General features: G+C 54.7%; 25 protein-coding genes. 17 read left to right on the forward strand and 8 right to left on the reverse strand.

Annotation, left to right across the window (positions count from 1 at the left end):
• Positions 1–30 precede the first annotated feature (30 nt).
• The 17 genes from GKQ23_RS03410 (at position 31) to GKQ23_RS03485 (ending at position 18,276) form a co-directional block, all read left to right on the forward strand.
• A complete protein-coding gene (locus GKQ23_RS03410; protein WP_212409766.1) occupies positions 31–2,058 on the forward strand; it encodes a lipase family protein in 2,028 nt (675 codons plus the stop codon).
• A 184-nt stretch (positions 2,059–2,242) separates the two neighbouring features.
• Positions 2,243–2,821 (forward strand): hypothetical protein, encoded by a 579-nt coding sequence (locus tag GKQ23_RS03415; protein ID WP_249168468.1) that lies wholly within the window; start codon positions 2,243–2,245, stop codon positions 2,819–2,821.
• Positions 2,822–3,096: 275 nt separating this feature from the next.
• Complete coding sequence (locus GKQ23_RS23810; protein ID WP_249168469.1) at positions 3,097–3,270, forward strand: hypothetical protein; 174 nt, start codon at positions 3,097–3,099, stop codon at positions 3,268–3,270.
• Complete coding sequence (locus GKQ23_RS03425) at positions 3,263–4,036, forward strand: hypothetical protein (protein WP_212409768.1); 774 nt, start codon at positions 3,263–3,265, stop codon at positions 4,034–4,036. Before GKQ23_RS23810 ends, GKQ23_RS03425 begins: the two co-directional genes overlap by 8 nt.
• 375 nt (positions 4,037–4,411) lie before the next feature.
• Entirely contained in the window at positions 4,412–4,918 is a 507-nt protein-coding gene (locus GKQ23_RS03430; RefSeq protein ID WP_249168470.1) for a hypothetical protein, read from the forward strand.
• A gap of 115 nt (positions 4,919–5,033) precedes the next feature.
• Positions 5,034–5,801 (forward strand): hypothetical protein, encoded by a 768-nt coding sequence (locus GKQ23_RS03435; protein WP_212409769.1) that lies wholly within the window; start codon positions 5,034–5,036, stop codon positions 5,799–5,801.
• Positions 5,802–5,804: 3 nt separating this feature from the next.
• Positions 5,805–6,281, forward strand: a complete 477-nt coding sequence (locus GKQ23_RS23815; RefSeq protein ID WP_249168471.1) for a hypothetical protein — start codon at positions 5,805–5,807, stop codon at positions 6,279–6,281.
• Positions 6,282–6,349: 68 nt separating this feature from the next.
• The gene (locus GKQ23_RS23820) at positions 6,350–6,568 is read left to right on the forward strand and encodes a hypothetical protein (protein ID WP_249168472.1); all 219 of its coding nucleotides are present in this window, start codon (positions 6,350–6,352) and stop codon (positions 6,566–6,568) included.
• 27 nt (positions 6,569–6,595) lie between these two features.
• Positions 6,596–6,862 (forward strand): PAAR domain-containing protein, encoded by a 267-nt coding sequence (locus tag GKQ23_RS03445; RefSeq protein WP_101506813.1) that lies wholly within the window; start codon positions 6,596–6,598, stop codon positions 6,860–6,862.
• A 3-nt stretch (positions 6,863–6,865) separates the two neighbouring features.
• A complete protein-coding gene (locus GKQ23_RS03450) occupies positions 6,866–8,026 on the forward strand; it encodes a hypothetical protein (protein WP_212409770.1) in 1,161 nt (386 codons plus the stop codon).
• Positions 8,013–11,432, forward strand: coding sequence for an ImcF-related family protein (locus GKQ23_RS03455; protein WP_212409771.1), 3,420 nt, complete (start codon positions 8,013–8,015; stop codon positions 11,430–11,432). Before GKQ23_RS03450 ends, GKQ23_RS03455 begins: the two co-directional genes overlap by 14 nt.
• Positions 11,432–13,036 carry a type VI secretion system protein TssA gene (gene tssA / locus GKQ23_RS03460; RefSeq protein WP_212409772.1) on the forward strand — a complete coding sequence of 535 codons (1,605 nt, stop codon included), beginning with the start codon at positions 11,432–11,434 and terminating at the stop codon, positions 13,034–13,036. The genes GKQ23_RS03455 and tssA overlap by 1 nt, the downstream gene beginning before the upstream one ends.
• Before the next feature lie 34 nt (positions 13,037–13,070).
• A complete protein-coding gene (gene tssF / locus GKQ23_RS03465) occupies positions 13,071–14,834 on the forward strand; it encodes a type VI secretion system baseplate subunit TssF (RefSeq protein WP_212409773.1) in 1,764 nt (587 codons plus the stop codon).
• A complete protein-coding gene (tssG, locus tag GKQ23_RS03470) occupies positions 14,789–15,892 on the forward strand; it encodes a type VI secretion system baseplate subunit TssG (RefSeq protein WP_212409774.1) in 1,104 nt (367 codons plus the stop codon). Before tssF ends, tssG begins: the two co-directional genes overlap by 46 nt.
• Positions 15,873–16,409 carry a type VI secretion system lipoprotein TssJ gene (gene tssJ / locus GKQ23_RS03475; RefSeq protein WP_212409775.1) on the forward strand — a complete coding sequence of 179 codons (537 nt, stop codon included), beginning with the start codon at positions 15,873–15,875 and terminating at the stop codon, positions 16,407–16,409. Before tssG ends, tssJ begins: the two co-directional genes overlap by 20 nt.
• Position 16,410: 1 nt before the next feature.
• The gene (tssE, locus tag GKQ23_RS03480; RefSeq protein ID WP_212409776.1) at positions 16,411–16,854 is read left to right on the forward strand and encodes a type VI secretion system baseplate subunit TssE; all 444 of its coding nucleotides are present in this window, start codon (positions 16,411–16,413) and stop codon (positions 16,852–16,854) included.
• Positions 16,855–16,893: 39 nt separating this feature from the next.
• The gene (locus GKQ23_RS03485; protein ID WP_212409777.1) at positions 16,894–18,276 is read left to right on the forward strand and encodes a VasL domain-containing protein; all 1,383 of its coding nucleotides are present in this window, start codon (positions 16,894–16,896) and stop codon (positions 18,274–18,276) included.
• Positions 18,277–18,539: 263 nt separating this feature from the next.
• Here the strand turns inward: GKQ23_RS03485 and fis are convergent, their stop codons facing one another.
• The 8 genes from fis to msrP all read right to left on the reverse strand — a co-directional run bounded on the left by fis (position 18,540) and on the right by msrP (position 25,309).
• Positions 18,540–18,836: a DNA-binding transcriptional regulator Fis gene (fis, locus tag GKQ23_RS03490; protein WP_000462905.1), complete on the reverse strand. Its 297-nt coding sequence runs from the start codon at positions 18,834–18,836 to the stop codon at positions 18,540–18,542.
• Between the two features lie 25 nt (positions 18,837–18,861).
• Positions 18,862–19,827, reverse strand: a complete 966-nt coding sequence (dusB, locus tag GKQ23_RS03495; RefSeq protein WP_212411544.1) for a tRNA dihydrouridine synthase DusB — start codon at positions 19,825–19,827, stop codon at positions 18,862–18,864.
• Positions 19,828–20,132: 305 nt separating this feature from the next.
• Entirely contained in the window at positions 20,133–21,014 is an 882-nt protein-coding gene (gene prmA, locus GKQ23_RS03500) for a 50S ribosomal protein L11 methyltransferase (RefSeq protein WP_056231022.1), read from the reverse strand.
• A gap of 122 nt (positions 21,015–21,136) precedes the next feature.
• Positions 21,137–22,486 (reverse strand): acetyl-CoA carboxylase biotin carboxylase subunit, encoded by a 1,350-nt coding sequence (accC, locus tag GKQ23_RS03505; RefSeq protein WP_056231024.1) that lies wholly within the window; start codon positions 22,484–22,486, stop codon positions 21,137–21,139.
• An 11-nt stretch (positions 22,487–22,497) separates the two neighbouring features.
• Positions 22,498–22,971, reverse strand: a complete 474-nt coding sequence (gene accB, locus GKQ23_RS03510) for an acetyl-CoA carboxylase biotin carboxyl carrier protein (RefSeq protein ID WP_056231026.1) — start codon at positions 22,969–22,971, stop codon at positions 22,498–22,500.
• A gap of 21 nt (positions 22,972–22,992) precedes the next feature.
• Positions 22,993–23,448 carry a type II 3-dehydroquinate dehydratase gene (gene aroQ, locus GKQ23_RS03515; RefSeq protein ID WP_056231029.1) on the reverse strand — a complete coding sequence of 152 codons (456 nt, stop codon included), beginning with the start codon at positions 23,446–23,448 and terminating at the stop codon, positions 22,993–22,995.
• Between the two features lie 249 nt (positions 23,449–23,697).
• Positions 23,698–24,303, reverse strand: a complete 606-nt coding sequence (gene msrQ, locus GKQ23_RS03520; protein WP_101505767.1) for a protein-methionine-sulfoxide reductase heme-binding subunit MsrQ — start codon at positions 24,301–24,303, stop codon at positions 23,698–23,700.
• A gap of 1 nt (position 24,304) precedes the next feature.
• Positions 24,305–25,309: a protein-methionine-sulfoxide reductase catalytic subunit MsrP gene (gene msrP / locus GKQ23_RS03525; protein WP_101505768.1), complete on the reverse strand. Its 1,005-nt coding sequence runs from the start codon at positions 25,307–25,309 to the stop codon at positions 24,305–24,307.
• Positions 25,310–25,383: the final 74 nt, after the last annotated feature.

Consider the following 25,383-nt stretch of genomic DNA (forward strand, 5'->3'; position numbering starts at 1 on the left):
TTTATTAAACCTTAATAAGGAGGGATGTTTATGTCAGGCAGTTCATTAGTGACATCTGTGACGCATACAGAGGCAAAAGCTACGGTGGGAAAGCAGAAACCTTATTGGGTTGAATTTCAACTTGTAGATGAGAAGAATGTTCCAGTGGCGAATATGCCATGGACTGCCGAAAGTTCTCATCCGGTTTCCGGGCCAGTCGATAACTTTACATATACAGGTCAAAGCGATGCGGATGGAATTATTCGCATTGATATGCCACATGGACTTGAATTGAGGCTGACGTTAGATGGTAATCAACTGACTATGGAAATGGAAAAACGTGCCTTGCGTGTTAGCAGGGATACGGAAAATGATTCTGTTGTGCGTCCTGAAGCTGAAGACAAAGGGTATATCTGGCATTATGCCGTGATTGGTGAACTTTGCCGGACGCTTCCTTCAGTTGAGTTAAGAAATGGGGAGGTCTGGCCGCCATTCCATTTCCCCCAGAATAAAGTTATGAAAGGAGTGAAAATAAGAACCAATCAGCTGGAAAAACGACACGTGATTGAAATATGCCCTTTCAGAGCATGGGAGCTTGTTCTGCATCATCAAAAGGACTATTCCATTGCGAATGGAATTAACCTTGGGGCGGCAGCGACGCTTGCCTATGCAAATGACAGCACTCTGGATACGGTGTCAATTAGGAGCTTTTTTGTTAACCAGTGTCAGGATCTTTCCCGCTTACCTCAGCTTTATAAAGACGGCGCTGCATGGAATACGTTAGTACAGGATATTCCCTACAGTAAGCGATATTATCCCCCGGTGTTTATGGATACCTCACGAGATACTTCGCCTAAGGCAGACGAAAAGAATCCACATGGAACAGCACAGACAGAGGATGAAACTGCAGCAACAAAGGCAGACGGTGATACGCAGCTTTATTATGTCTATAACTCGAATGAGGTGATAATTTCCTGGCGCGGGACGGCCAGTTTATTTGATGTGGGGACGGATCTTGCGTTCAGTCCGGTAAATTCAGATCTATGCGATATAAAAAAAACGGAATGCACGACGTTACTTCCTGCTGGAAAAGTACATACAGGGTTCTGGAGTGGTTATAGTCGGATAGAAAAGAAATTCAAAGAGGAAGTCGAAACATTAAAAGATCTGCTGGCAAATCTTAAGTTGTTTATCTGTGGGCATAGTTTAGGTGGCGCATTAGCCTTAATCCATGCAGCAAAAATGAAGGGCTATAACCCTATACTTTACACCTATGGAATGCCGCGAACCTTTACCCGCGATGCCGTGAAGCAATTGTCGGAGATTACCCATTTCCGTCATGTTAATGATAATGATCCGATTCCAGCCGTACCCGCGGAAGCCAACCTGGATAATGAGTTATATAAACTCTGGGGATGGCTGGGCGGTACTCTGGGCTTTTTCTGGTCACTGGGTGAACTTCTCGCTTACCAGATGGTTGCCTGGGGGGACTGCTTCTGGCATCACGGCAATACGGTAGCCTTTCTCACCGTCACCCAGAGTCGGGAATGGAAAGAGTGCAAGAGAGAGCTGCCGACTCCGGCAGGGTGTATTACCATCAGGAATTCACTTCCTCTTAAGGCCAAACTTTACCTGGTTCCTGCGCTGGCGGAGCAGGAAATGCAGCTGGCTGGTCAGAAGCAGAAAGAGTTTAAAGCGTCATTAACGCAGGCAGATCTAACGGACTTTTTCCCCAAAGGCAGTAATCCGGACAGAGGCGCTAATTTAAATATTTTTGAACATTTTATGACATCCTATATGCCCTATATGTATAACACGGTGTTAGAGTTGATTGATAATGCCGGGATAGTGGAAAAGCGTACCTTTACTGAGCATCTGCATAACGTTGATTCATTCAGGGAGCAGATGGCAGAAAATAAAAATGGCATACCGGAGAAAGAGTTAGTAAGAAATAACATCTTTCTGAATATAGAAGGGCTGCTTGGCGTATCGCTTTCCCCTACGTTATCTATGCCGTCAGGCAACGATACACTTTTGCGGTTTGCTCAATACGGAGAAGAGGTAATGGAAAATGTATAACCAATCAAAAATTATTCTGCTTTCCTTGGTATTGTTTACTGTGGCGGGTTGCAACATAAGTAGAACTGTCAACAAAACATTATACCCGCCTGCGAATACAAAATGGGTCAATATTGAAGTAAAAAATCCATCTCAGTATACGAAACCGTTTCCGATTGAGGTCAGATACATCTCGTATGAATGCATGAAAAAAAGAATTAGTGGATTTGATGGCTCAGTTATCACGGAACCCAGCTATAACGTTATTGGGATCCCCATGCAGCAAGGGAGTAGTGATATCTGGGAAGCAAAAGTAGCAATGACTGGCGGCGGTTCATGTAAATGGGCTTTGAGCGCCGTAACGCTTGGTATTGAATATATTGATGCTACTCACCTTGGCAAGGATCTTGTACCTGGTACGGCGATAGGTGTGACGCTTGCTTTTGATAATGATGCTTCGCGTAATGGCCAATTCACCTCCTCTATAGGTGACTTGAATATTACGCGTAAATATTACCCATATATTCGAGAGAGGAAAATAGCAGAGAAAACAAAATCGCTTTCTCTGTTAGGGAAAGAAAATTTCCTTTCTTACAGAGTATCTAAGTTTGGCAGTATTTATTTTTACCCTGAAGTTGATGAGATGAAAATTGTTAGATATATAGAGCCATCAAAAAAAACTGATGGTGTGTACTCCAAAATAATTTATCCGGATGGAAGTGTTGCACCAGAAAAAACACTTTTTCCTGATTTTGATAAGGTTGACAAGATGAAAATTAATTAATTATTTTTATATCGAGAATGAAATTTGGCAAAAGGTCTGGTTTTTATTAGTGAGAAAACCTCTCACGGCGGAAAAGTGGATTCCGCCTCTTTGATTTTTCCCCAAAGGCAGTAATCCGGACAGAGGCGCTAATTTAAATATTTTGGAACACTTTATGACATCCTATGTTCCCTATATGTATAACAAAGTTTTAGAGCTGATTGATAATGTCGGGATAGTGGAAAAAACGTTCCTTTACTGAGCATCTGCATAACGTTGATTCATTCAGGGAGCAGATGGCAGAAAATAAAAATGGCATACCGGAGAGAGAGTTAGTAAGAAATAACATCTTTCTGAATATAGAAGGGCTGCTTGGCGTATCGCTTTCCCCTACGTTATCTATGCCGTCAGGCAACGATACACTTTTGCGGTTTGCTCAATACGGAGAAGAGGTGATGGAAAATGTATAATCAATCAAAAATTATTCTGCTTTACCTGATGTTGTTTTCATCGTCAGGGTGCAGCATAAGTAGAACTGTTAACAAGACGTTATCTCCACCGCCAGATACAAAATGGGTCAATGTTGAAGTAAAAAATCCGTCTCAGTATACGAAACCTTTCCCGCTTGAGGCCAGATACATCTCGTATGAATGCATGAAAAGGAGAATCAGTGGATTTGATGGTTCCGTTATCACGGAACCCAGCTATAACGTTATTGGGATCCCCATGCAGCAAGAGAGCGGGGATATCTGGAAAGCAAAAGTTGCTATGGTTGGTGGTGGCTCGTGTAAATGGACACTGAGTGCGGTCAATTTAGGTATCGAATATATAGACGCGATACATCTTGGCAAAGATCTTGTCCCTGGTACGGCGGTGGGTGTGACCCTCGCCTTTGATAATGATGCTTCTCGTAATGGACAGTTTACCTTTGTCACTGGAGATGTGAATTTATCTCCAGGATATTACCCTTATATAAGAGAGAAGAAAATGGGAGAGAGAGAGAATAGCTTATCTCTATTTGGTAAGAAAGACTTCCTATCATTGCGTGTTGGTGAGATTAGCTCTGTGAAATTTTCCCCTGAAATAGATGAGAGGAAAATAACGAGGTTTGTCGGGTTAGAGGAGAAAATAAAAGGTAAATACCCAAAAATTATTTACCCTGACGGAAGTGTTGCCCCTGAAAAAACGCTTTTCCCTGACTTTGATAAAGTTGATAAGATGAAGCTTAAGGAATAATAATGATGTGATAGTTTTGCATCTTAGGTGTGTCGGCTAATTAATTATTGCACTTGCATGCCATTAATATATTGTCATTGATGATTTATTATGAAGAGGAGATAATGGGGAATGTATAAAAGATCCAGGGTTTTGCTCCTTTTATTGATGTTATTTTCTGCTAACGGTTGCAATCTTAGTCGGGCTGCTAACACGACGTTATCCCCACCGGCGGACACAAAATGGATCAATGTTTAAGTAAAGAACCCGTCCCAGTATACGAAACCTTTCCCACTTGAGGTCAGATACATCTCGTATGAATGCAAGAAAAAAAGAATCAGTGGATTTGATGGTTCAGTAATCACAGAACCCAGCTATAACGTTATTGGGATCCCTATGCAGCAAGAAAGCGGGGATACCTGGAAAGCAAAAGTTGCTAAGACCGGTGGTGGCTCGTGTAAATGGACGTTGAGTGCGGTCAATTTAGGTATCGAGTATATAGATGCGATACATCTTGGCAAAGATCTTGTCCCTGGTACGGCGGTAGGTGTGGCTCTTGCTTTTGATAATGATGCTTCGCGAAACGGGCAATATAGATCAGTGCAAGGGGATTTGAAACTATCGCCAAAGTATTATCCTTATATAACGGAGTGGAATCTTAATAAAAAATTGAAAGACCTGTCTTTGTATGGGAAGGAAAGTTTTTTAAGTTACAGGATCACTGATGGTAATAATGTTTTATTTGAGCCTTCATTAGATGAAAATAAATTAATTAGATATATTGAGCCAGAAAAGAAAATCAAAGGTGTTTACCCTAGGGTAATATATCCAGATGGTAGTGTTACATCCGATGGAACCGTATTTCCGGGTTTTGATAAGGTCGATAAGATGCAGGCTGAGTGATAGGACTGACAGAAGCATTTAATCTATCAGGCGTGTCAGGCTAGTTAATTATTAGTCTTGCACGTCGGGTATATGCTTTTATAGATAGCCTCATACGGATAAGAGGTAATGGAAGATGTATAAGAGATTACATTTATTTATCTTGATCCAAATTGCATTTTTGCTAAACGGATGTGCTCAGGCAACAGACAGAACATTATCACCACCATCGAATACTGCATGGGTTAATATAAAGATAAAAAACCCTTCATCGTATACAAAACCTTTTCCTCTTGAGGTGCTCTATGTATCAACGACGTGCAAGCGTGAATTGATGAGTATGCGGGACGGCCAGCATTATGAGAAAGTAGGACTCAATTCAATAAAAATACCTCTTCAGGAGAAGAACTCATCTGATATATGGATTGCAAAAATTGCAAAAGATGGCGGAGGTAAGTGTAACTGGAAACTGAGTGAGTTCAATTTGGGTATTGAATATGTTAATGCTACTCACCTCGGTAAGGGTTTAGTTCCGGGAACCGCAGTTGGTGCAACAATTGTGTTTGATGACAATGCAACAAGAAATGGTCTTTTTAAGGTGTCTGAAAGTTCTGAGATTTTTTTATCCCCTGCGTACTATCCCTTGATACAAATTAATAAGCGCATCAGTACAAGCGATATGTTGAATTTATTTGGTGAGAAAGATTTTATGCGGATAAAGATGACTTCTCCTGCCAAAAATATCCAGGTGAAATTTAATCCAACTCTTGATGAATCTAAACTGGTTAAGATGATTGCTCCAAAAGAGCATAAAGTCGGAGCATTTTACAAGATTATCTACCCGGATGGTTCAGTAGTGTTCGATGGAACAACTCACCCTGATGTAAACAGGTTGAAGGATTAATTTATGTGTAAGGATATAAATAAGTTATTCCTCAGTGCGCTAATTTTATTTATTGTTGGTTGTGTCAATGCGGATGATCGTGCACTGTCACCACCAGTGAATACTCAGTGGGTTAATATTGAAGTAAAAAATCCATCTCAGTATACGAAACCTTTCCCACTTGAGGTCAGATACATCTCGTATGAATGCAAGAAAAAAAGAATCAGTGGATTTGATGGTTCAGTAATCACGGAACCTAGCTATAACGTTATTGGGATCCCTATGCAGCAAGAGAGCGGGGATACCTGGAAAGCAAAAGTTGCTATTACTGGCGGAGGCTCGTGTAAATGGACGTTGAGTGCGGTCAATTTAGGTATCGAGTATATAGATGCGATACATCTTGGCAAAGATCTCGTACCCGGAACAGCGGTAGGGTGTCGCTCGTTTTTGATAATGATGCTTCGCGAAACGGGCAATATAGATCAGTGCAAGGGGATTTGAAACTATCGCCAAAGTATTATCCTTATATAACGGAGTGGAATCTTAATAAAAAATAGAAAGACCTGTCTTTGTATGGGAAGGAAATTTTTTTAAGTTACAGGATTACTGATGGTGATAATTTTTTATTTGAACCTTCATTAGATGAAAATAAATTAATTAGATGTATTGAGCCAGAAAAGAAAATCAAAGGTGTTTACCCTGGAATAATATATCCAGATGGTAGGGTTACATCCGATGGAACCGTATTTCCGGATTTTGATAAGATCGACAAAATGCAAGTTAATTGATTCTTATTTATTGTGCGAGGATTAAACATGACAAAAGGCTTCGTTTTACTCGGTGATAAAACAACGCATGGCGGTGAAGTGATCTCCGCCTCTTCCAGGATTACAGTCGATGGGAAAAAAGCTGCTTTGGTTGGCGATATGGTCAGTTGCCCGGTAGAAGGGCATGGAAAGAATCCCATAGTGGAAGGATCACCGCACCGCACTTTTAATGGTCGGGCAGTGGTTGTTGATGGCTGCAAATGTCAGTGTGGTTGTACTGTAATTTCAAGTACTCAGAACAGCACGGTAGGATAATAAATGGGCTGGGAAAGGACGAAAGCAACAACAATGGATCTACCTCCAGAGCCATCATTTATGGGATGGCTTTTAGCCGGAGGTATTGCTGCGATTGTGGGTATTTTGCTGTTTATCCTCCATGCGTCCGGCATGGTTAAGGCGCTGGCAATATTCAATATCTGGTGGCTGGCATCCAGCCCTGTTCTTGGCTGGTTTTTCCTGTTTTGTTTGCGAGGGTGGCTGTGGGGCAGAACCGTCAATGAACATCAGTTTTTGCAAAAGGAAGCTGAATACGGGCAGCAGCAGTGGGAATCCTGGGCAGGACGTTATCTGGCCGTGCTTGGAAGCAGCATGCTGCTACCTTCTGGAGTGACCTCTGACGCCATTGCGAAAAATGAAGCCGGAGATGCACCCCAATTTTTTTCACTGACCAGCCATTTTGATGCTCAATTGGTGACGTCGACCTCCCTGTTGGAACTGGGTCTGGCCGGTGTACAAAACGCGATCGCGATGTTACCTGCTACAGTGCCGTTCAATGTCACCATCGTTAGCGACATGATTTCGTATGACTTTGAAACTCAGTTCCACGAAGTATGGGGAAGAATTTACCCTGGGCATGCGCTAACAGGTTCGGTTTCATTTTGTGGAACCCTTTCTTTTTCCTGGATCGAAGAACGCCTTAAAAATCCCGTTTTCGATATCGATTTGATCCTGATATTGCAGCAGCAAGGTGCTGAACATTATTCCGACGCACTCGCGACCATAATACTTACCAGCGATGATGTTGCTGAAAAATATCAGCTTCCTCATTCTGCCCGCATATTGCGACCGATGCCGTTGGACATGGAAAATTTCAAAGCTGATATGGAGTTGTTCCTCGAAACTCAAACGATCGCCTGTCAGACAACAGGCGTGTTTTGTGACTACGGGCACTGGAATGACGGGTTTGCTGAGTTAATGACAGCATCTCAATCACATCTGACACCGTGGGAGCCGCAGGAGATTGATGTACTGGAAAATTATAACGGGATTCCAGGGGCAGGGAGTGCGTGGCTTTTAGCCACATTACTGTCCGACATCGTGTCTGTTAGCAACAAACCTGTTTTAGGGCTGTTTACCTCAGGTACTGATCGTTTTGTCAGTACTGTTACCTCAGGGAGTAGAAATAATGATGCTGGGTAGTTCATGGAGCAGAGGAGGGCTTGCCGGCATGATAGCCTTCATCTCAGCAGTTATGGTGGCCTTGATCCTTCATTTTGGTCCCTCGCATGGCCTAGATACCCGACTGAAGCAGGTACTTGTATTTGCTGCCGTATGGATAGTAATGCTTATTACTTTCTGTACGCCGTTTATGTTCCGGTTCATGCGGGAAAAGTACCACCGCTGGCGGGAACAGAAGAACAATGCTTTGCCTTCTGATGAATCAAGAGTTGCCAGGACTCCACCACGCAACGTCACCGTCGACACCATCCGTATAGCCATGCGTAATCTCTATGGCCGACGCTGGGGTCGCAAAACCCGTATCCTCTTGGTAACCGGCACCGCCTCTGAAGTGGAGCAGCTAACCCCAGGCCTGACGGAGCAGCTCTGGCAGGAAGATCGCGGCACGTTACTGCTGTGGGGCGGTGACCTTAACACACCAGCAGACAGCGCCTGGCTGACCGCACTGCGCAAACTTCGCCACCGTCCGGTAGATGGCCTGGTGTGGGTTACCTCAGCTTTTGACCAGCTGTCGGCTCCAGGACTGGAACAGCCGTTGCCGGTGCCGTCTGCAGGCACCATAGATTCCCTGTCTTATGCCATCAGCAGCCGCATGGATACGCTGGGCTGGAAACTCCCGCTGTATGTCTGGTCACTGCACCCGCGTGCCGGGAAGCCGGATGGTCGCATTATACAGGCGACAGGCTGTCTGCTGCCTGCAGGGTGCCGCCCCGGGGGGCTGGCTGAAAAACTCGCTACCCTGACGCCGGAACTGACCTCGCAGGGTGTGCTGCAGAGCTGTAATGAGGTGAAGCACAACTTCCTGCTGGCGCTTGCCGATCAGCTCATCCGCGAGCCGGAGAGCGTGACCGACCCGCTGTCGGTGATGCTCAACCCGTACCGACCGCTGCCGCTGGCGGGCGTGGTGTTCAGCCAGGTTTCTGAGGATGCGGAACGCAGCGTGGCGCATCACTGGGGCATGGATAAGCGCTGGGATGTGCTGCCGGATTCGTTGCGCTCGCTGCCCGCCGCGCTTCGGCCGCGCAAGCCGGGCGTGCCGTGGCGCAACGTCCTGCTCCCCACCACCGCGGCGCTGATGGTGCTGTGGGCAGGCTGGATGCTGCTCTCCTTTATCAGCAACCGCACTGTGATCCAGGATGCGCAGGAGCAGGCCGCGCTCGCCGCCCGGCAGACGCAGCCGCTGGAGCAGCGCCTGCACGCCCTGCTGGCGTTGCAGAAAACGCTGGCCCGCCTGCAGTACCGCTCTGAGCATGGCGTGCCGTGGTATGAGCGGGCCGGGCTGAGTCAGAATAACGCCCTGCTGGCGACACTCTGGCCACGTTATCAGGACGGCGCCTTACCGCTGCTGCGTGATGCGGCAGCGAACCATCTGCAGAGCCAAATCACCGCCTTTAATGCCCTGCCGCCGGGCAGCCCGCTGCGCGAGCAGAGGGCAAAAACCACCCGGGAACAGCTGAAACTCTACCTGATGCTGGCACGCCCGGAACATATGGACGCCGCCTGGTTCAGCTCTGCGCTGCTGCACCACTGGCCGACGCGGGATGGCGTGAAGGACGCCCTCTGGCAGGGCGTGGCCCCGCCGCTGCTCTCGTTTTATGGGGGGCAGCTGGCGGCGCACCCGCAGTGGCGCCTGGCGGCCGACGAAGGCCTGGTGAGCCAGGCCCGCACCCGGCTGGTTCGCCTGACGGGCATGCGCAACAGTGAGCCGACGCTGTACCAGAAAATGCTTGCTCAGGTGGCGCACCAGTACGCCGACCTGCGCCTGAGCGATATGGTGGCGGACACCGACGCCGCGCGGCTGTTCAGCACCGAAGAGGTGGTGCCGGGGATGTTCACCCGCCAGGCATGGGAGCAGGCCGTTCAGCCGGCCATTGAAAAGGTGGTAAAAGCGCGCCGGAACGAGCTTGACTGGGTGCTGACCGACGGCAGGCAGCAGCCGCAGCAGGCGGGCTCGCCTGACGCGCTGAAAAAACGGCTGACGGAGCGTTATTTCGCTGATTTTGCCGGGGCGTGGCTGGCGTTTCTCAACAGCCTGCGCTGGAACCACGCCGGCACGCTGTCGGACTCCATCGACCAGCTGACCCTGATGGCGGACGTCCGCCAGTCGCCGCTGGTGGCGCTGATGAACCAGCTGAACGTCCAGGGCCGGACCGGGCAGACCGGCGAAGCGATTTCCGACTCGCTGGTGAAATCGGCGAAAAATCTGCTGGGCGGCGACAACAAGGATGCCATTGATCAGAGTACCGGTGTTCATGGTCCGCTGGATGCGACCTTTGGTCCGCTGCTGGCGCTGATGGACAAAACCCGCGCCGGCGCGCAGGCCCAGAGCCTGCAGTCCTGGCTGACCCGCGTCACTCAGGTGCGATTACGCCTGCAGCAGGTGACCAACGCCGCCGACCCGCAGGCGATGACCCGGACGCTGGCGCAGACGGTGTTCCAGGGCAAAGCGGTGGATCTGACCGAAACCCGCGACTACGGCAGCCTGGTGGCCGCCGGGCTGGGGCAGGAGTGGAGCGGCTTTGGCCGCACGGTGTTTGTCAACCCGCTGGAGCAGGCGTGGCAGCAGGTGCTGACCCCGGCGGCAGAGAGCCTGAACGCCCAGTGGCGGCAGGCGGTGGTTGCTGAGTGGAACGGCGCCTTTGGCGGGCGCTATCCGTTCAGCAGCGCCAGCAGCGACGCGTCGCTGCCGCTGCTGGCGAAATACCTGGACGCCGACGCGGGGCGCATCGCGCAGTTCCTGCAAACCCGTCTTAACGGCGTGCTGCACCGCGAGGGCAGCCACTGGGTGCCGGACGGCATCAACGCGCAGGGGCTGACCTTCAACCCAAAATTTATCGCCGCGATGAATACCCTCAGCCACATCGCCGACGTCGCCTTCACCCAGGGCACCGCCGGGATGCGCTTTGAACTGCGCCCGGGCACCTCTGAAGGCGTGATGCAGACCAGCATGATCATCGACAGCCAGAAGCTGGTGTATATGAACCAGATGCCGCAGTGGCGGCGGGTGAACTGGCCTGCGGACACCGAAGCGCCGGGCGCCACCCTGAGCTGGGTAAGCACCCAGGCGGGGACGCGGCAGTTCGCCGATATTCCCGGCACCTGGGGCTGGATCCGCCTGCTGGACGCCGCCACCGTCAGCGCGTATCCCGGCGTAAGCAGCAGCTACAGCCTGAGCTGGAAGGCGCAGGACGGGCGCCCGCTTAACTACACCCTGCGCACCGAAGCGGGCGAGGGGCCGCTGGTCCTGCTCAGGCTGCGCAACTTCCGTCTGCCGGAAGCCATTTTCAGCGTGGACGCCACGCAGGCGCAGGGCTCGCTGACGGACACCCATGATGCCAAAACTGCCAGTGTGCAGGAGGATTACTGATGTCATCCCTGACCGTATTGCTTAGCGCCTGCCAGGCCGATCCCGAAACGTTACGGCAGCAGGCCTGCCAGCGTATCGCGCTGTGGGAAAACTGGTTACTGCCGATTCCGGGCGATTCTCCGGCGGGCTCAGACCCGGGCTACGACGATGACTTCCAGCAGATCCGTGAAGAGGTCAACAAGCTGTCCGGGGCGGATACCGAACTGATCTGCCGGCTGGCAGAAAAGCTGCTGACCGGCAGCGCCAAAGACATCCGCGTGGCGACCTGTTACTGCTGGGCGAAGCTGCACCGGGAAGGCGAACGCGGGCTGGCCGACGGGCTGGAGCTGCTGGCCGGTTTGCTGGAGCGCTTTGGTGCGCAGCTGCACCCGCAGCGCGACCGCAGCCGTAAAGCCGCGCTGGAGTGGCTGGCGAGTTCGCGCATCACCGACAGCCTCTCCCTGTACCCGGAAGTGGTGCGGGAAGAGGCGCTGCGCACCGCAGGCGCACTGTTGCAGATCGCTCAGCTCACCGCCCCGGAGCCGGATGAAACCCGCCCGGAGCTCGGTGGTCTGTACGGCGCCCTCGAATCGCGGCTGCAAAAAGCCGGCGGCGTGGATGCGCTGGTGCCGCAGAACGTCAGCGACAGCTCACCGGTGGTACAAAACGATGCCCCTGAAATCAGCCGCGTGACCTCCGGCCAGGATTTACTGGCCCAGGCGCGCACGCTGTCGGCGTATCTGCGCGAACAGCCGGACGGCTGGCTGTCGGCGCACCACCTGATGAAATGCGTGCGCCACGACACGCTGCAGCAGCTGCCCCCCCTGACGGGGGAGGGAAAAACCCGCATCGACGCGCCGAAACCCGATCAGCGTGCCCTCCTTAAGCGGCTTTATCTGCAGCAAAGCTGGAGCGAAATGCTGGAGCAGGCCGACAGCCTGTTCGGGCGCGGGGCCAACCATCTGTGGCTGGATTTACAGTGGTATGTCCACCAGGCCCTGCTGAAGCTGGGCAGAGAGAAACTGGCAGACATTATTGAGGCCGACCTGAAAGGCCTGCTGTCACGCCTTTCCGGGCTGGAAAGCCTGGCATTCAGTGACGGCACACCGTTCGCTGATGAAGTGACGATCCGCTGGATCCAGCAGAGCGTAACGGACACCGCCGGCGGCTGGGGCGAAGAGATCCAGGCCGCTCAGACCGGATCCGGACAGGATGACATCCTGGCGCTGGAGCCCGAAGCCGTGGCCGTAGCCGACAATGACGGCGCAGAGGCGGCGCTGAACTGGCTGCAAAACCGTCCGGGCATCACCACCGAACGGCAGAAATGGCTGCTGCGCCTGCTGATGGCGCGCGTGGCCGAGCAATACGGCAGGAACGCGCTGGCGACCTGCCTGTTAAGCGAACTGGGTACGCAGGCCGACGGCATCACCATGACGCAGTGGGAACCCGCGCTGCTGTTTGAAGTCCGCGCCCGTCATCTCAGGCTCCTGCGCCTGAAAGCCGGGCGCAGCGAAGCCGATAAAAAACGCCTCGCCCCGGAGATGGAACAGCTGCTGGCCGGGCTGATCCGGCTTGATCCTGCACGGGCTGCGGTGCTCTGTGATCAGGAAAGACTGACTTGTTAAGAACATTCTTTCTAAATTCTGAGTGATTATTTCTATGAAAGACCTGACCCTACGTTATTACGAAGCGGAAATGCGTTATCTCCGCGAAGCGGCGAAAGAGTTCGCCCGGACTCATCCCGACCGGGCCGCGATGCTGGATCTTGATAAGGCTGGCACGCCCGATCCCTACGTTGAGCGCCTGTTTGAAGGCTTTGCCTTCTCGATGGGGCGGCTGCGTGAAAAAATTGATGATGATCTGCCGGAGCTGACGGAAGGGCTGGTCAGCATGCTCTGGCCACACTATCTGCGCACCATTCCGTCGCTGTCGATTGTGGCGTTTACGCCGGAGCTGCAGGCCATGAAAATCGCCGAAACGGTGCCAGCGGGGACTGAAGTCTACTCCCGCCCGGTAGGGCCAAAGAACACCGTCTGCCGCTACCGCACCACGCGCGAAATGAGGCTCAACCCGCTGATTGTCTCCGGCGTTACCATGACCACCGAGCCGGACGGGCGCTCGCTGCTGCGTCTGCGTCTGGCCTGCAGCGGCCAGGCGGACTGGTCGCATGCCGACCTCAGCCAGCTGAACTTTTATCTGGCGGCCGACGCGCCGGTCAGCAGCCAGCTGCACCAGATGCTGACCCGGCGTCAGGCGGCGCTGTATCTGCGTCTGCCCGGTCAGACGGAGCGTGTCCGGCTGGAGGGGCGCTTCACGCCGGGTGGGTTTGATGAGGGCGACGGCCTGTGGCCGAAAGGGGATGCCGGGTTCAGCGGCTATCAGCTGCTGCTGGAGTATTTCACCTTCCGCGAGAAATTTATGTTCGTGCGGCTGCACGGCCTGGAGGGCATTACGCCGCCTGCGGGCGTGGCGTATTTCGATATCGAGGTGGTCTTTAATCAGCAGTGGCCGTCGGATTTGCCCGTGACGGATGACGCCATTCGCCTGCACTGTGTTCCGGTGATCAACCTGTTCACGCTGGAGGCCGATCCGCTGACGATTTCAGGGCTGGAGAGCGAATATCTGCTGCGGCCGAAGCGTTTGCAGGACGGGTATACCGAGATTTACTCGGTGGATTCGGTCACGGGATCCAGCCGCACCAACGCTGCCGAATATGTGCCGTTCAGCAGTTTTCGCCACAAAGGCGGGATGATGCGCCGCCATGCGCCGCCCCGCTATTACCACACGCGGGTGAAGCGCGGTGTCACCGGGCTGCACGATACCTGGCTCATTCTGGGCGGGATGCACTGGGAGGAGGACCGCAGCGTTGTTCGTGAAACCGTCTCCCTGCAGATCACCGGCACCAACGGACAGCTGCCGCGCCGGGCGCTGCAGAGCACACTGCTGGATCGCTGCGAGCAGGTGGTGCAGGCCACAGTGACGGTAAATAACCTTTGCAAGCCAACGCTGCCGGTGTATCCCCCGGCCGAAGACCGGTTTCACTGGCGCGTGCTGAGCCATCTCGGCTCCGGTTTTCTCAATATGATGAGCAGCGCCGAGGTGCTGCGCGGCACGCTGGCACTCTACAACTGGCAGGAGGACGAACTCAACAATCGTCGGCTTGAGGCCATCCGGCAGGTCGACCACCACCGCATTCAGCGCTTTGAACAGGGTTTCCTGCTGCGCGGGCTGGAGATTGAAGTCACCCTCGACAGCAGCGGTTTTACCGGGGAAGGAGATATCCACCTGTTCGGCGAACTGCTTAACCGCTTCTTTGCGCTCTACGCCGACATGAACCAGTTTAACCAGCTCACCCTTATCGTTCAGCCAGAAGGAAAATGCATCCGGTGGAAAGAGAATCACAGTCCGCGCCTGCCCGGCTGATGGCGCAACTGGGCGACCGGTTGCCGGTCACCAACTTTTATCGTTTTTGTCAGCTACTGGAGCAAAGCCAGCCCGATAAACCGGTAACCGGCAGCGGCTGGCAGCTGCGTCATGAACCGGTGCGCTTTCGTCCGCATCCGGGAATGGGGTTTCCCGCGTCGGAAATCAAAGGGATGGAAGCGCCGGAACACCCGCATCTGCCGCCGACAATCCGCATCACCTTTATGGGGCTCTACGGCGTTGAGTCGCCGCTGCCTACGCACTATATCAACGACATTACCCAGCGCCGGGAAGGGTATGAGGCCACGGCGGACTTTCTCGATATCTTCAACCACCGGCTGATTGCCCAGTACTACCGCATCTGGCGAAAATACGCTTATCCGGCCACGTTTGCCGAGGGCGGAACGGACAAAACCTCACAGTATCTGCTGGGGCTGGCCGGTCTGGGTATCGACGGCTGTGCGGAGACTATCGCCACCCCGGCTTCGCGTTTTCTGGCGCTGCTGCCGGTGATGCTGCTGCCTGGTCGTACTGCAGAAGGCATGACGTCGCTGGTGCGCCTGCTGGCGCCCGATACGCAGGCGAAAGTCTGGCATCACGATAAACGCCGGGTACCCCTGAAAAAGCCGCTGTGTATGAGCGTGCGCACGCCTGCCACGCTGGAGGGGCGCCCGGTGATGGGCGCGTATGCAACCGATGTGAACGGCCAGGTGCTGATGCAACTGACAACAACAAACCGGGCCGAGGTGCAGGGCTGGCTGCCCGGCGGCGACCTCCATACGGACCTGACGGCGCTGCTGCATGTGTATCTGGGTTCCCGCCTGGATGTAAGGCTCCAGCTGCGGGTGGAGCGCAGCTTATTACCGGATGCGACCCTGAGCAGTCAGCCCCGGATAGGGGACGCACAACTCGGGCGTACGGCGATATTACGGCCGCTTAATCCGGCAAAGACCCTCACATATCCTCAAACAATAACCATCAATCTGGGCCGCTATGCGCGCGTCCGGGAGAATAATCACCGCAGGGAGACCAATGAAGATGGCGATTACCACTGGTAAAACCCCCATGCTCGTGCTGGCATCGGGCATCGTGATGCTGCTGGCCGGCTGTGGCCTGACGCAGAAAGTCACCGACGGCACCGTCGCCGTCACAAAGTCGATTTTTTATAAGCAGGTCAAAACCCTGCATCTTGATATCCGCGCCCGTGAGGCCGTGAACAGCAATGCCGGGGGCGTGGCCCTCTCTGCGGTGGTGCGCATCTATCAGCTGAAAGACCGTAAAACGTTCGACAGCACGGATTATCCGTCGCTGTTCGCCACCGACAGCCAGGCCATTAAGGCTGATTTGCTGGCAGAGAAAGATATTCGCCTGCAGCCGGGTGGCGCGGTGGCTATTAATATGCCGATGGAAGAAGGAGCGCAGTTTGTGGCCGTGGCCGGAATGTTTATGGCCCCGGATCAGGCGAATAACACCTGGCGGGTGGTGCTTTCACGCGAAGACCTCGACCCGGATAAAGCCCGGGTGATTGAGGCGGGCAATAACCAGCTGACGCTGATACCGCTTAAGGAGCAGTGAGATGCCACATCCCTCGATCTATGAAACGCTGTTCGGCAACTTCGCCGGCGGCCTCGACCTCAACCAGGTCAGCGAACAAAACCAGGCGATCCTCTCCGTCCTCGACAATATGCAGTGCATCCTCAACTGCCGTGCCGGTACGCTGGCGCATCTGCCTGATTACGGCCTGCCGGATATGACCATCATCCTGCAGGGGATGCCCGGCACCGCGCACCAGCTGATGACCACGCTGTCTGACGTGCTGCTGCGCTACGAGCCGCGCCTCAGCAGCATCAGGGTGAATATGCTGCCGCAGACCCTTCCCGGCGAACTGCGCTACGCCATTGATGCCGAACTGAAGGGGATTGGCCTGGTGCGCTACGGCACCGAATTTCAGCCGCAAGGCAGGGTGCTGATCCGCCATATGAAACAGCAGCAGTATCTCGATGCGCGCGCCTCGCTGTAGCAGGCGCAGCCCTTCTGTCATCACAATCTGAAAGCTGATATGAATAACTTATCTGAACGTTACCTGAAAACCGGCGGCGATCCGCGCCCCCTGCCGGATTACGCTGCCCTGCGCGACGAGCTGGGCAAGCTGTCTCACCCCGCGCGACCGGACGTTAACTGGCCGCTGGTTGAAAAACGCTGCCTCTCGCTGTTCGAACATAACGGCGTCGAGCTGCAAACGGCGGCCTGGTACACCCAGGCTCGCGCGCAGCTGGGGGGCCTTGCCGGGCTGAACGAGGGGCTGGCAATCCTTGAGGCGTTAATCAGCCATCAGTGGGGCAGCCTGTGGCCGCAGCAGGCGCATGCCCGGGTGGAGATCCTGAGCACGCTCAGCCGTCGTTTGCAGCAGATGATGCGCACGCTGCCGGTCAGCTACGGCGACCTCGGCCAGCTGTACTGCGCAGAACAACAGCTCAATCGTCTGAACGAGGTATTGCAGCGCCTGGAGCTGCGGCACCTGAGCCAGTTCGATGCGCTGGCCGCGCTGATGCACACCAGCGCGGTGCGGCTGGAGAACAGCGATGCGGCGGCAGGCGACAATGCCGCGCCACCGCGAAATATCGTCCTGCCGGCTGGCGCGCAGCGCCTGTCTGGTGCTGAGCCGGTGGCTGAAATCCGGCCCGCCGCGATCAAGTGGGTGTATGTTGCGCAGGCACAGCCGGAGCCTGATATCGCGTGCAATCCGGAAATATCGCCAAAGCCCGGCCGCTGGCTGCCCTTTGCCGCCGGTGTGCTCACCATGCTGGTACTGGGCGGGGCGGGGCAGTGGATTTGGCACCACCTGCAGCGGTCCGATCCGCGGGAAACGCAACTGCAGGCGTCCCTGTCGCCGCTGCCGCTGCCGCTCACCCCCGGGGAGGCTCAGGGGCTGAAACCTGAAAGCCTGTCTGCGGAGGACGTTGTCCGCCGTACGGAACAACAGCTGGCGCGCTTAACGGCGTTGCCCCCGGACGGGGCTCTGGAATTTGCTCAGCGGCTTATCCGCCAGGCACGGGCGCTTAACGTCGGTGATGCAGCAGTCAACACAATAGCCACAGAGTGGCAGCAGCAGCTGAAGGCCGCGGCGCTGCCTGAAGAGGCACTGGACGGCTGGCAGCAGGGGATGGCGCAGTTACAGCAGCTGACGGCGAAGCTGAATGCCCTTGACGGCCAGCGCGGTAAATATATGACGGTCAGCGAGCTGAAATCGGTGGTGTATACCGTCACCCAGGCGTTCAACCGTTCGGTCCCCGCCGAAGAGCAGCTGCGCCTCTTTTCACTCAGCCCTTCCGACTTTCAGCGGCGGCAAGTGGAGCTGGCGCTGGAACAGCTGCAGAAGCGCTATTTTTTACTTAAACAAGAGAATACGGAAGATGAAGCTGAGGGGCGCGGCGCGGGGTGAGGCGCGTTCCGGGATTTGCATCAAGGCGGGCTTGCGCTGGTGAACATCGGAGATGCTACCGATCGCTGTCGGGAAGGTTGCAGCGTGCCGGGCGTTGCATCAATGCAGGGGTACGCAAGGAAGGCCGCTGAGGCGCTCTTTTTAGATCTCTGATGACCTGCCAGCGTTCACGCCCCGGTGAAGCCGGTGGTGTGGAGCATCCAATAAAAAGCGCCTGGCCCATAGGGACAAGCGCTTTCGAAACAACATGATAGCCGGGGCTATTAGTTCATGCCGTATTTTTTCAGTTTCTTACGCAGTGTACCGCGGTTGATACCCATCATCAGGGCTGCACGGGTCTGGTTGCCACGGGTGTATTGCATCACCATGTCCAACAGAGGCTGTTCTACTTCAGCCAGTACCAGCTCATACAGGTCATTAACGTCCTGACCGTTCAGTTGAGCAAAATAGTTCTTCAGTGCCTGTTTAACCGAATCACGCAGTGGCTTTTGGGTCACCTGATCCTGTGAGTTAACGGTTGAAACAGTCAGTACGTCAGAATTTACGCGTTGTTCGAACATAGTTCTGTCAGCTCTTTATTTCTAATTACGCAAGATTTTCGAAGTATGCCTCCAACGCCTCCAGCTGTTCGCTGGCATCCTCAATGGCGTTGAATGTGCGCCGAAACTGGTCGTTAGGGGCGTGCTCCTGCAGATACCAGGAGACGTGTTTCCGGGCAATACGGTATCCCTTGCCGTGACCATAAAAGTCGTGCAGTTCCCGTAAGTGCCCGATGAGCAAGTGCTTTACCTCAGCCAGCGGCTTCGGTGCCAGCAGCTCCCCTGTGTCCAGATAATGCTGGATTTCCCGGAAGATCCACGGTCTTCCCTGAGCTGCACGTCCTATCATCAGGGCATCGGCCCCCGTATAGTCAAGTACCGCTCTGGCTTTATGCGGGTCAGTAATGTCCCCATTCGCGATAACCGGAATGGATACGTTCTGCTTAACTGTCCGAATGCTGTCGTACTCAGCGTTGCCGTTGAACAAACACGCGCGTGTGCGTCCGTGAATGGTCAGGGCCTGAATACCGCAGCGTTCAGCCAATTGGGCAATCTCTACGCAATTGCGGTTGTCGCTGTCCCAGCCGGTGCGAATTTTCAGGGTGACAGGCACGTCAACTGCATTGACCACCGCCGAGAGGATAGACTTCACCAGCTCAGGGTGTTGCAGCAGCGCGGAACCTGCCATCTTACGATTCACTTTTTTGGCCGGGCACCCCATATTGATGTCGATCACCTGCGCGCCTGATGCTGCATTGATGCGCGCGGCGGCGGCCATCTCGTCCGGGTCACAACCGGCAATTTGCACGGTGCGGATACCGGGTTCGTCACTGTGTACCATACGCAAACGGGATTTATCGCTGGTCCAGACTTCCGGGTTCGACGACAGCATCTCGGAAACGGTCATCCCGGCTCCCATTGCATAGCAAAGGGTCCTGAATGGCCTGTCGGTAATGCCGGCCATTGGGGCTGCAATCAAACGATTACGAAGCTGGTGATTTCCTATGCGCATGAAAAAAAAGTGACCATAGTGTGTCCGCAAGGCGGCGTATATTACGCATTTTTTCAGGAAGATGAAAGGCCAAACTTTGAACAATCCTGCTTCACCCCCCCATCCAGGGCCTTACAGGATGTGGTAATTTAAATTTTATCTTTAAAATACAGTTAATTATAAAAATTTAGATTAAATTGCGTACAAAGATTTTTCTTTTTTTGTGAGCGGGATAACAACATAAATCACGTCAGTTTGCCGCATATTCGATACATGTGACGTAAGAAGAGGCCTGGTACAGCGTATCCAGGCTGCACCAGTTCGCCTTAGCGACGTACGCCGGTAATGCGGCACCACTCCTCTTTTTCGGCTACCGGGTCCAGCGCAAAGGTGTCGGCATACGCCTCGCACACGCTCTCCGCCTGGCTGGCCAGCACGCCCGAAAGACCAAGGTGGCCGCCGTTGACCGGCAGGACGCTAATCAGCGGAGCCAGCTCGCGCAGCGGGCCGGCGAGGATGTTAGCGACCACCACGTCAGCGCTGAGGTTGTCCGGCTGCTGCTGCGGCAGGTACAGTGACAGGCGCTCAGAGACGCCGTTGCGTTCAGCGTTATCGCGGCTGGCCTGGATCGCCTGCGGATCGATGTCGATCCCGACAGCATGGGCGGCACCAAGTTTCAGCGCGGCGATCGCCAGAATGCCGGAGCCGCAGCCGAAGTCGATAACCGTCTTACCCTGCAGATCCAGGCCGTCCAGCCAGGCGAGGCACAGCGCGGTGGTCGGGTGCGTGCCGGTACCAAAAGCCAGCCCCGGATCGAGCATCACGTTGACCGCGTTCGGGTCCGGCACGTCGCGCCAGCTTGGGCAGATCCACAGCCGTTCGCCGAAACGCATCGGGTGGAAGTTGTCCATCCACTCGCGCTCCCAGTCTTTATCCTCGATCTGCTCGATCTTATGGCGGAAACCGGCGCCGAGCAGCGGATGCTGTTCCAGCCCGGCGACCACGTCCGGCATCTCGGTTTCGGCGTCAAACAGGCCAATCACGTCGGTATCGCCCCACAGCAGGGTTTCACCCGGCAGCGGTTCGAACACCGGGTTATCGTGGGTGTCCTGGAAGGTCACCGAGACGGCACCGTTCTCAATCAGCGCGTCGCCCAGCTCTTCAGCCTGAGCGCCGGTGGTGTTGATCTTCATTTGAATCCACGGCATAGCGGCTCTCTCAACAAATTCAGCATAGAAAAAGGGCCGAACGCAGTCGGCCCCTGAAGATGTGCGGGCCAGCTGGCTGGCCCGCGACGGCAGGGCTGACCGCAGTCAGACCCGCCCGGCAGTTACTTCTCCTGCAGGCCGAGTTTCTTCTCCAGATAGTGGATGTTGGTACCACCCTTCTGGAAGTTCTCGTCTGACATGATTTTCATCTGCAGTTCGATGTTGGTTTTGATGCCGTCGATAATCAGCTCGGCCAGCGCATTTTTCATGCGCGAGATCGCCACTTCGCGGGTCTCACCAAAGGTGATCAGCTTGCCAATCATCGAATCGTAGTACGGTGGCACCGTGTAGCCGGCATAGATATGCGATTCCCAGCGCACGCCAAAACCGCCTGGCGCGTGGAAGCGGGTAATCTTGCCCGGGCTAGGCAGGAAGGTGTTCGGGTCTTCGGCGTTGATACGGCATTCTACCGCATGGCCGCGCACCACCACGTCTTCCTGTTTGATCGACAGCGGCTGACCGGCAGCGATGCGCAGCTGCTCTTTGATCAGATCCACGCCGGTGATCATCTCGGTTACCGGATGCTCTACCTGGATACGGGTGTTCATCTCAATGAAGTAGAACTCGCCGTTTTCAAACAGGAACTCGAAGGTACCCGCGCCGCGATAGCCGATATCAATACAGGCTTTCGCGCAGCGTTCGCCGATAAAGCGGCGCAGCTCTTCGGTGATGCCCGGTGCCGGAGCCTCTTCCACCACTTTCTGGTGGCGGCGCTGCATCGAACAGTCACGTTCGGCGAGGTAAACCGCGTTGCCCTGGCCGTCTGCCATCACCTGAATTTCAATGTGGCGCGGGTTTTCCAGGTACTTCTCCATGTACACCATGTCGTTGTTGAAAGCCGCTTTGGCTTCCGCTTTCGTCATGAGAATGGACTGTTCCAGCTCTTTTTCGCTGCGCACGACGCGCATGCCGCGACCGCCGCCGCCGCCGGAGGCTTTGATGATCACCGGGTAGCCGATGCGCTGGCCGTGGGCACGGTTTTTATCCATGTCTTCGGTCAGCGGGCCGTCGGAGCCGGGTACGGTCGGCACGCCGGTTTTTTTCATCGCGGTGATGGCCGACACTTTGTCACCCATCAGGCGGATGGTTTCCGCTTTCGGGCCAACAAAGATAAAGCCTGAACGCTCAACCTGCTCGGCGAAATCGGCATTCTCAGAGAGGAAGCCGTAGCCCGGGTGGATGGCGACCGCACCGGTGATCTCGGCCGCTGAGATCAGCGCCGGGATATTCAGGTAACTTTTAACCGACTGCGCCGGGCCGATGCAGACGGTTTCATCCGCCAGCAGCACGTGCTTCAGGTCACGGTCCGCGGTAGAGTGCACGGCAACGGTTTTGATGCCCAGTTCTTTACAGGCGCGCAGAATACGCAGCGCGATCTCACCACGGTTAGCAATTACAATTTTATCCAGCATGCTTGGCCTCGTTATTCGATGATGACCAGCGGCTCGTCAAATTCGACTGGCTGACCGCTTTCTACCAGGATCGCTTTCACGGTACCGGATTTATCGGCTTCGATCTGGTTCATCATTTTCATCGCTTCAACGATGCACAGGGTTTCCCCGGCGGTGACTTTCTGGCCTACTTCAACAAAGGCTTTCGCATCCGGAGAAGGGGTACGGTAGAAGGTACCGACCATCGGAGAACGCACGATATGGCCACTGATCGCAGCAGGAGCCGGAGCTTCCATCGCGGGCACGGTCGCTGGTGCAACGGCGGTTGCCAGCGCAGGCTGTTGCTGCATCATAGGTGCAGCATACGCCTGCTGCATCATTGGGTAACCCATGCTGGCCGGGGAACGGCTGATGCGTACCGACTCTTCACCTTCAGAAATTTCCAGTTCTGCGATGCCTGATTCTTCAACCAGTTCGATCAGTTTTTTAATCTTACGAATATCCATGAGTGTGGTTCCGTACTCTGTTTAATTAGATGATGATAACAGGCGTTTTACGGCCGTCTGTAAAGCCCAGGAGTAACCGTCGGCGCCAAGCCCACAGATCACTCCGGCAGAAATATCAGAAAGATATGAATGATGGCGAAAGGGCTCGCGGGCATGCACGTTGGACAGATGCACCTCGATAAACGGGATGCTTACCGCCAGCAGCGCATCACGCAGTGCGACGCTGGTATGGGTGAATGCCGCCGGGTTAATGACGATATAATCGACGTTGCCTCTCGCCTCATGAATGCGGTCAATCAGCGCGTACTCCGCGTTCGACTGCAGATGGCTGAGCCGCACGTGCAGCCGTTCAGCCTCGGCGGTCAGCCCGCTGACGATCTCGGCCAGCGTGGTGCTGCCATACTTCTCAGGTTCGCGGGTGCCCAGCAGATTCAGGTTGGGACCGTTCAAAACGAGTACGTGAAACTTATCCGTCATCTTGCTGCTATCTCCTGCGATAAGTGAGGCATCGCACAAAATACATGGGCAGAAGCGATTTGTCACCTTTTCTGGTAAAAATCAGCGCGGTCTGAGCCTCAAAGGCGGGCATTATAACCATATCACTGCAATTAGCAGCTAAATACTGGTCGTATCAGCGAAGATGATCAACTGCGCCAGGACAAAAAGGCGCAGTCGGTTAACGGGAATGTGCCGCAGCGCACGCATTTTAACGGCCGATGGGCCATTTCAACGCGTCAGCCACGAACGCAGCTTTTTGTAGCGTAATGCCAGCAGGATCGCCGCCGCCAGCGCATAAATCCACGGCTGCGGCGACAGGGTTTTCACCGACCACAGATAGTGGACAGGCGCGAGGATGGCGACCAGATAGACGCCGTTGTGCAACGTCTGCCAGCGCTTACCCAGCCGGTTCTGCGCGCGTTTGAACGAGGTGGCGGCCAGCAGCAGCAAAATAGCCCAGCAGAGGATGCCCAGCGTCAGGTAGGGCCGCGAGATTAACTCCGATCCCAGCAGGCTGAGGTTGCTCAGCCCCAGCTCCAGCAGCGAGTAGCTGACCAGATGCAGGCTTGCCCAGGCAAAACACCAGAGACCCAGCAGCCGGCGCACGCGGATCAGCAGCGGCTGTTTCGCGTAGCGCGCCACCGGCGTGACCAGCAGCGAGGCCAGCAGGAATTTCAGCGCCATCCGCCCGGTGAAGTGCTGGATATCCTTCGCCGGATCGGCGCTGAACGCGCCCTGATCGATAGCGAACAGCAGCCAGAGAAAGGGCAACAGTCCGGCCAGGTGCAGCAGCCCTTTCAGCCACGTAATCTGCCTGACCGTCAGGCGCGGCATGTCAGTAGTTCTCCCGCAGGTCAAGACCGCGGTACAGCGAGGCCACCTGGTCGCCGTAGCCGTTAAACAGCAGCGTCGGCTGGCGCTTCACGTCCAGGATCCCGCCCGGCCCGATAATGCGCTCACTGGCCTGCGACCAGCGCGGATGGTCCACGTGCGGGTTCACGTTGGCGTAGAAGCCGTACTCGTCGCCGGCCAGCTGGTTCCAGGTGGTGGGCGGCAGGTCGCGCACCAGGCTGATTTTGACGATCGACTTAATGCCCTTAAAGCCATACTTCCATGGCACCGTAAGGCGGATCGGCGCACCGTTTTGCGGCGGCAGCGCTTTGCCGTAAACGCCGGTGGTCAGCAGGGTCAGCGGATGCATCGCCTCGTCCAGCCGCAGCCCTTCAACATAGGGATAGTTCAGGCCACCGCCGATAAAACGATCCTGCTGTCCGGGCATCTGATCCGGAGCGTAGAGGGTCTGAAATGCCACGTAGCGCGCATGGCTGGTTGGCTCTGCTGCCTGCAGCAGCTTGCCAAGTTCAAAACCAATCCACGGCACCACCATCGACCAGGCCTCCACGCAGCGCATGCGGTAGATACGCTGTTCGAGCGGAAAACGTTTAAAGATGTCGTCCATATCCAGGGTCAGCGGTTTGGCAACTTCACCGTCGATCTGCACCTTCCAGTCGGCGGTTTTAAGTGTGCCGGCATTGGCCGCCGGGTCAGCCTTATCCAGGCCGAACTCATAGAAGTTGTTATAGCCGGTGACCTTATCTTCCGGCGTCAGAATCAGGTCGGCCTGGTACTGCGCGGGTTTACTGTAGTCAAGCGGCTTGCCTGGCGGGGCCTTCGGGCGATCGTTGCCTTTAAACCAGGAGAGTACGTCGGCGTGGGCCGCCGTGGGCAATGCCAGCGCCGCGGTGCTGATGCCCAGCGCCTTCAGCAGTTCCCGGCGGCGGGTGTTAAAGACGCTCTCCGGGGTGACATCATTTTCTGTGAGCTTTCTGTGAGCTTTCATCGGTCGTTACTCGGGTTCTGAGGGGATTAAGTAAAATCATGGCCTGTCCGGAGCCATTCAGCGAATTTCCGCAC

This window comes from Erwinia sp. E602, from assembly GCF_018141005.1.
Classification (GTDB): domain Bacteria; phylum Pseudomonadota; class Gammaproteobacteria; order Enterobacterales; family Enterobacteriaceae; genus Erwinia.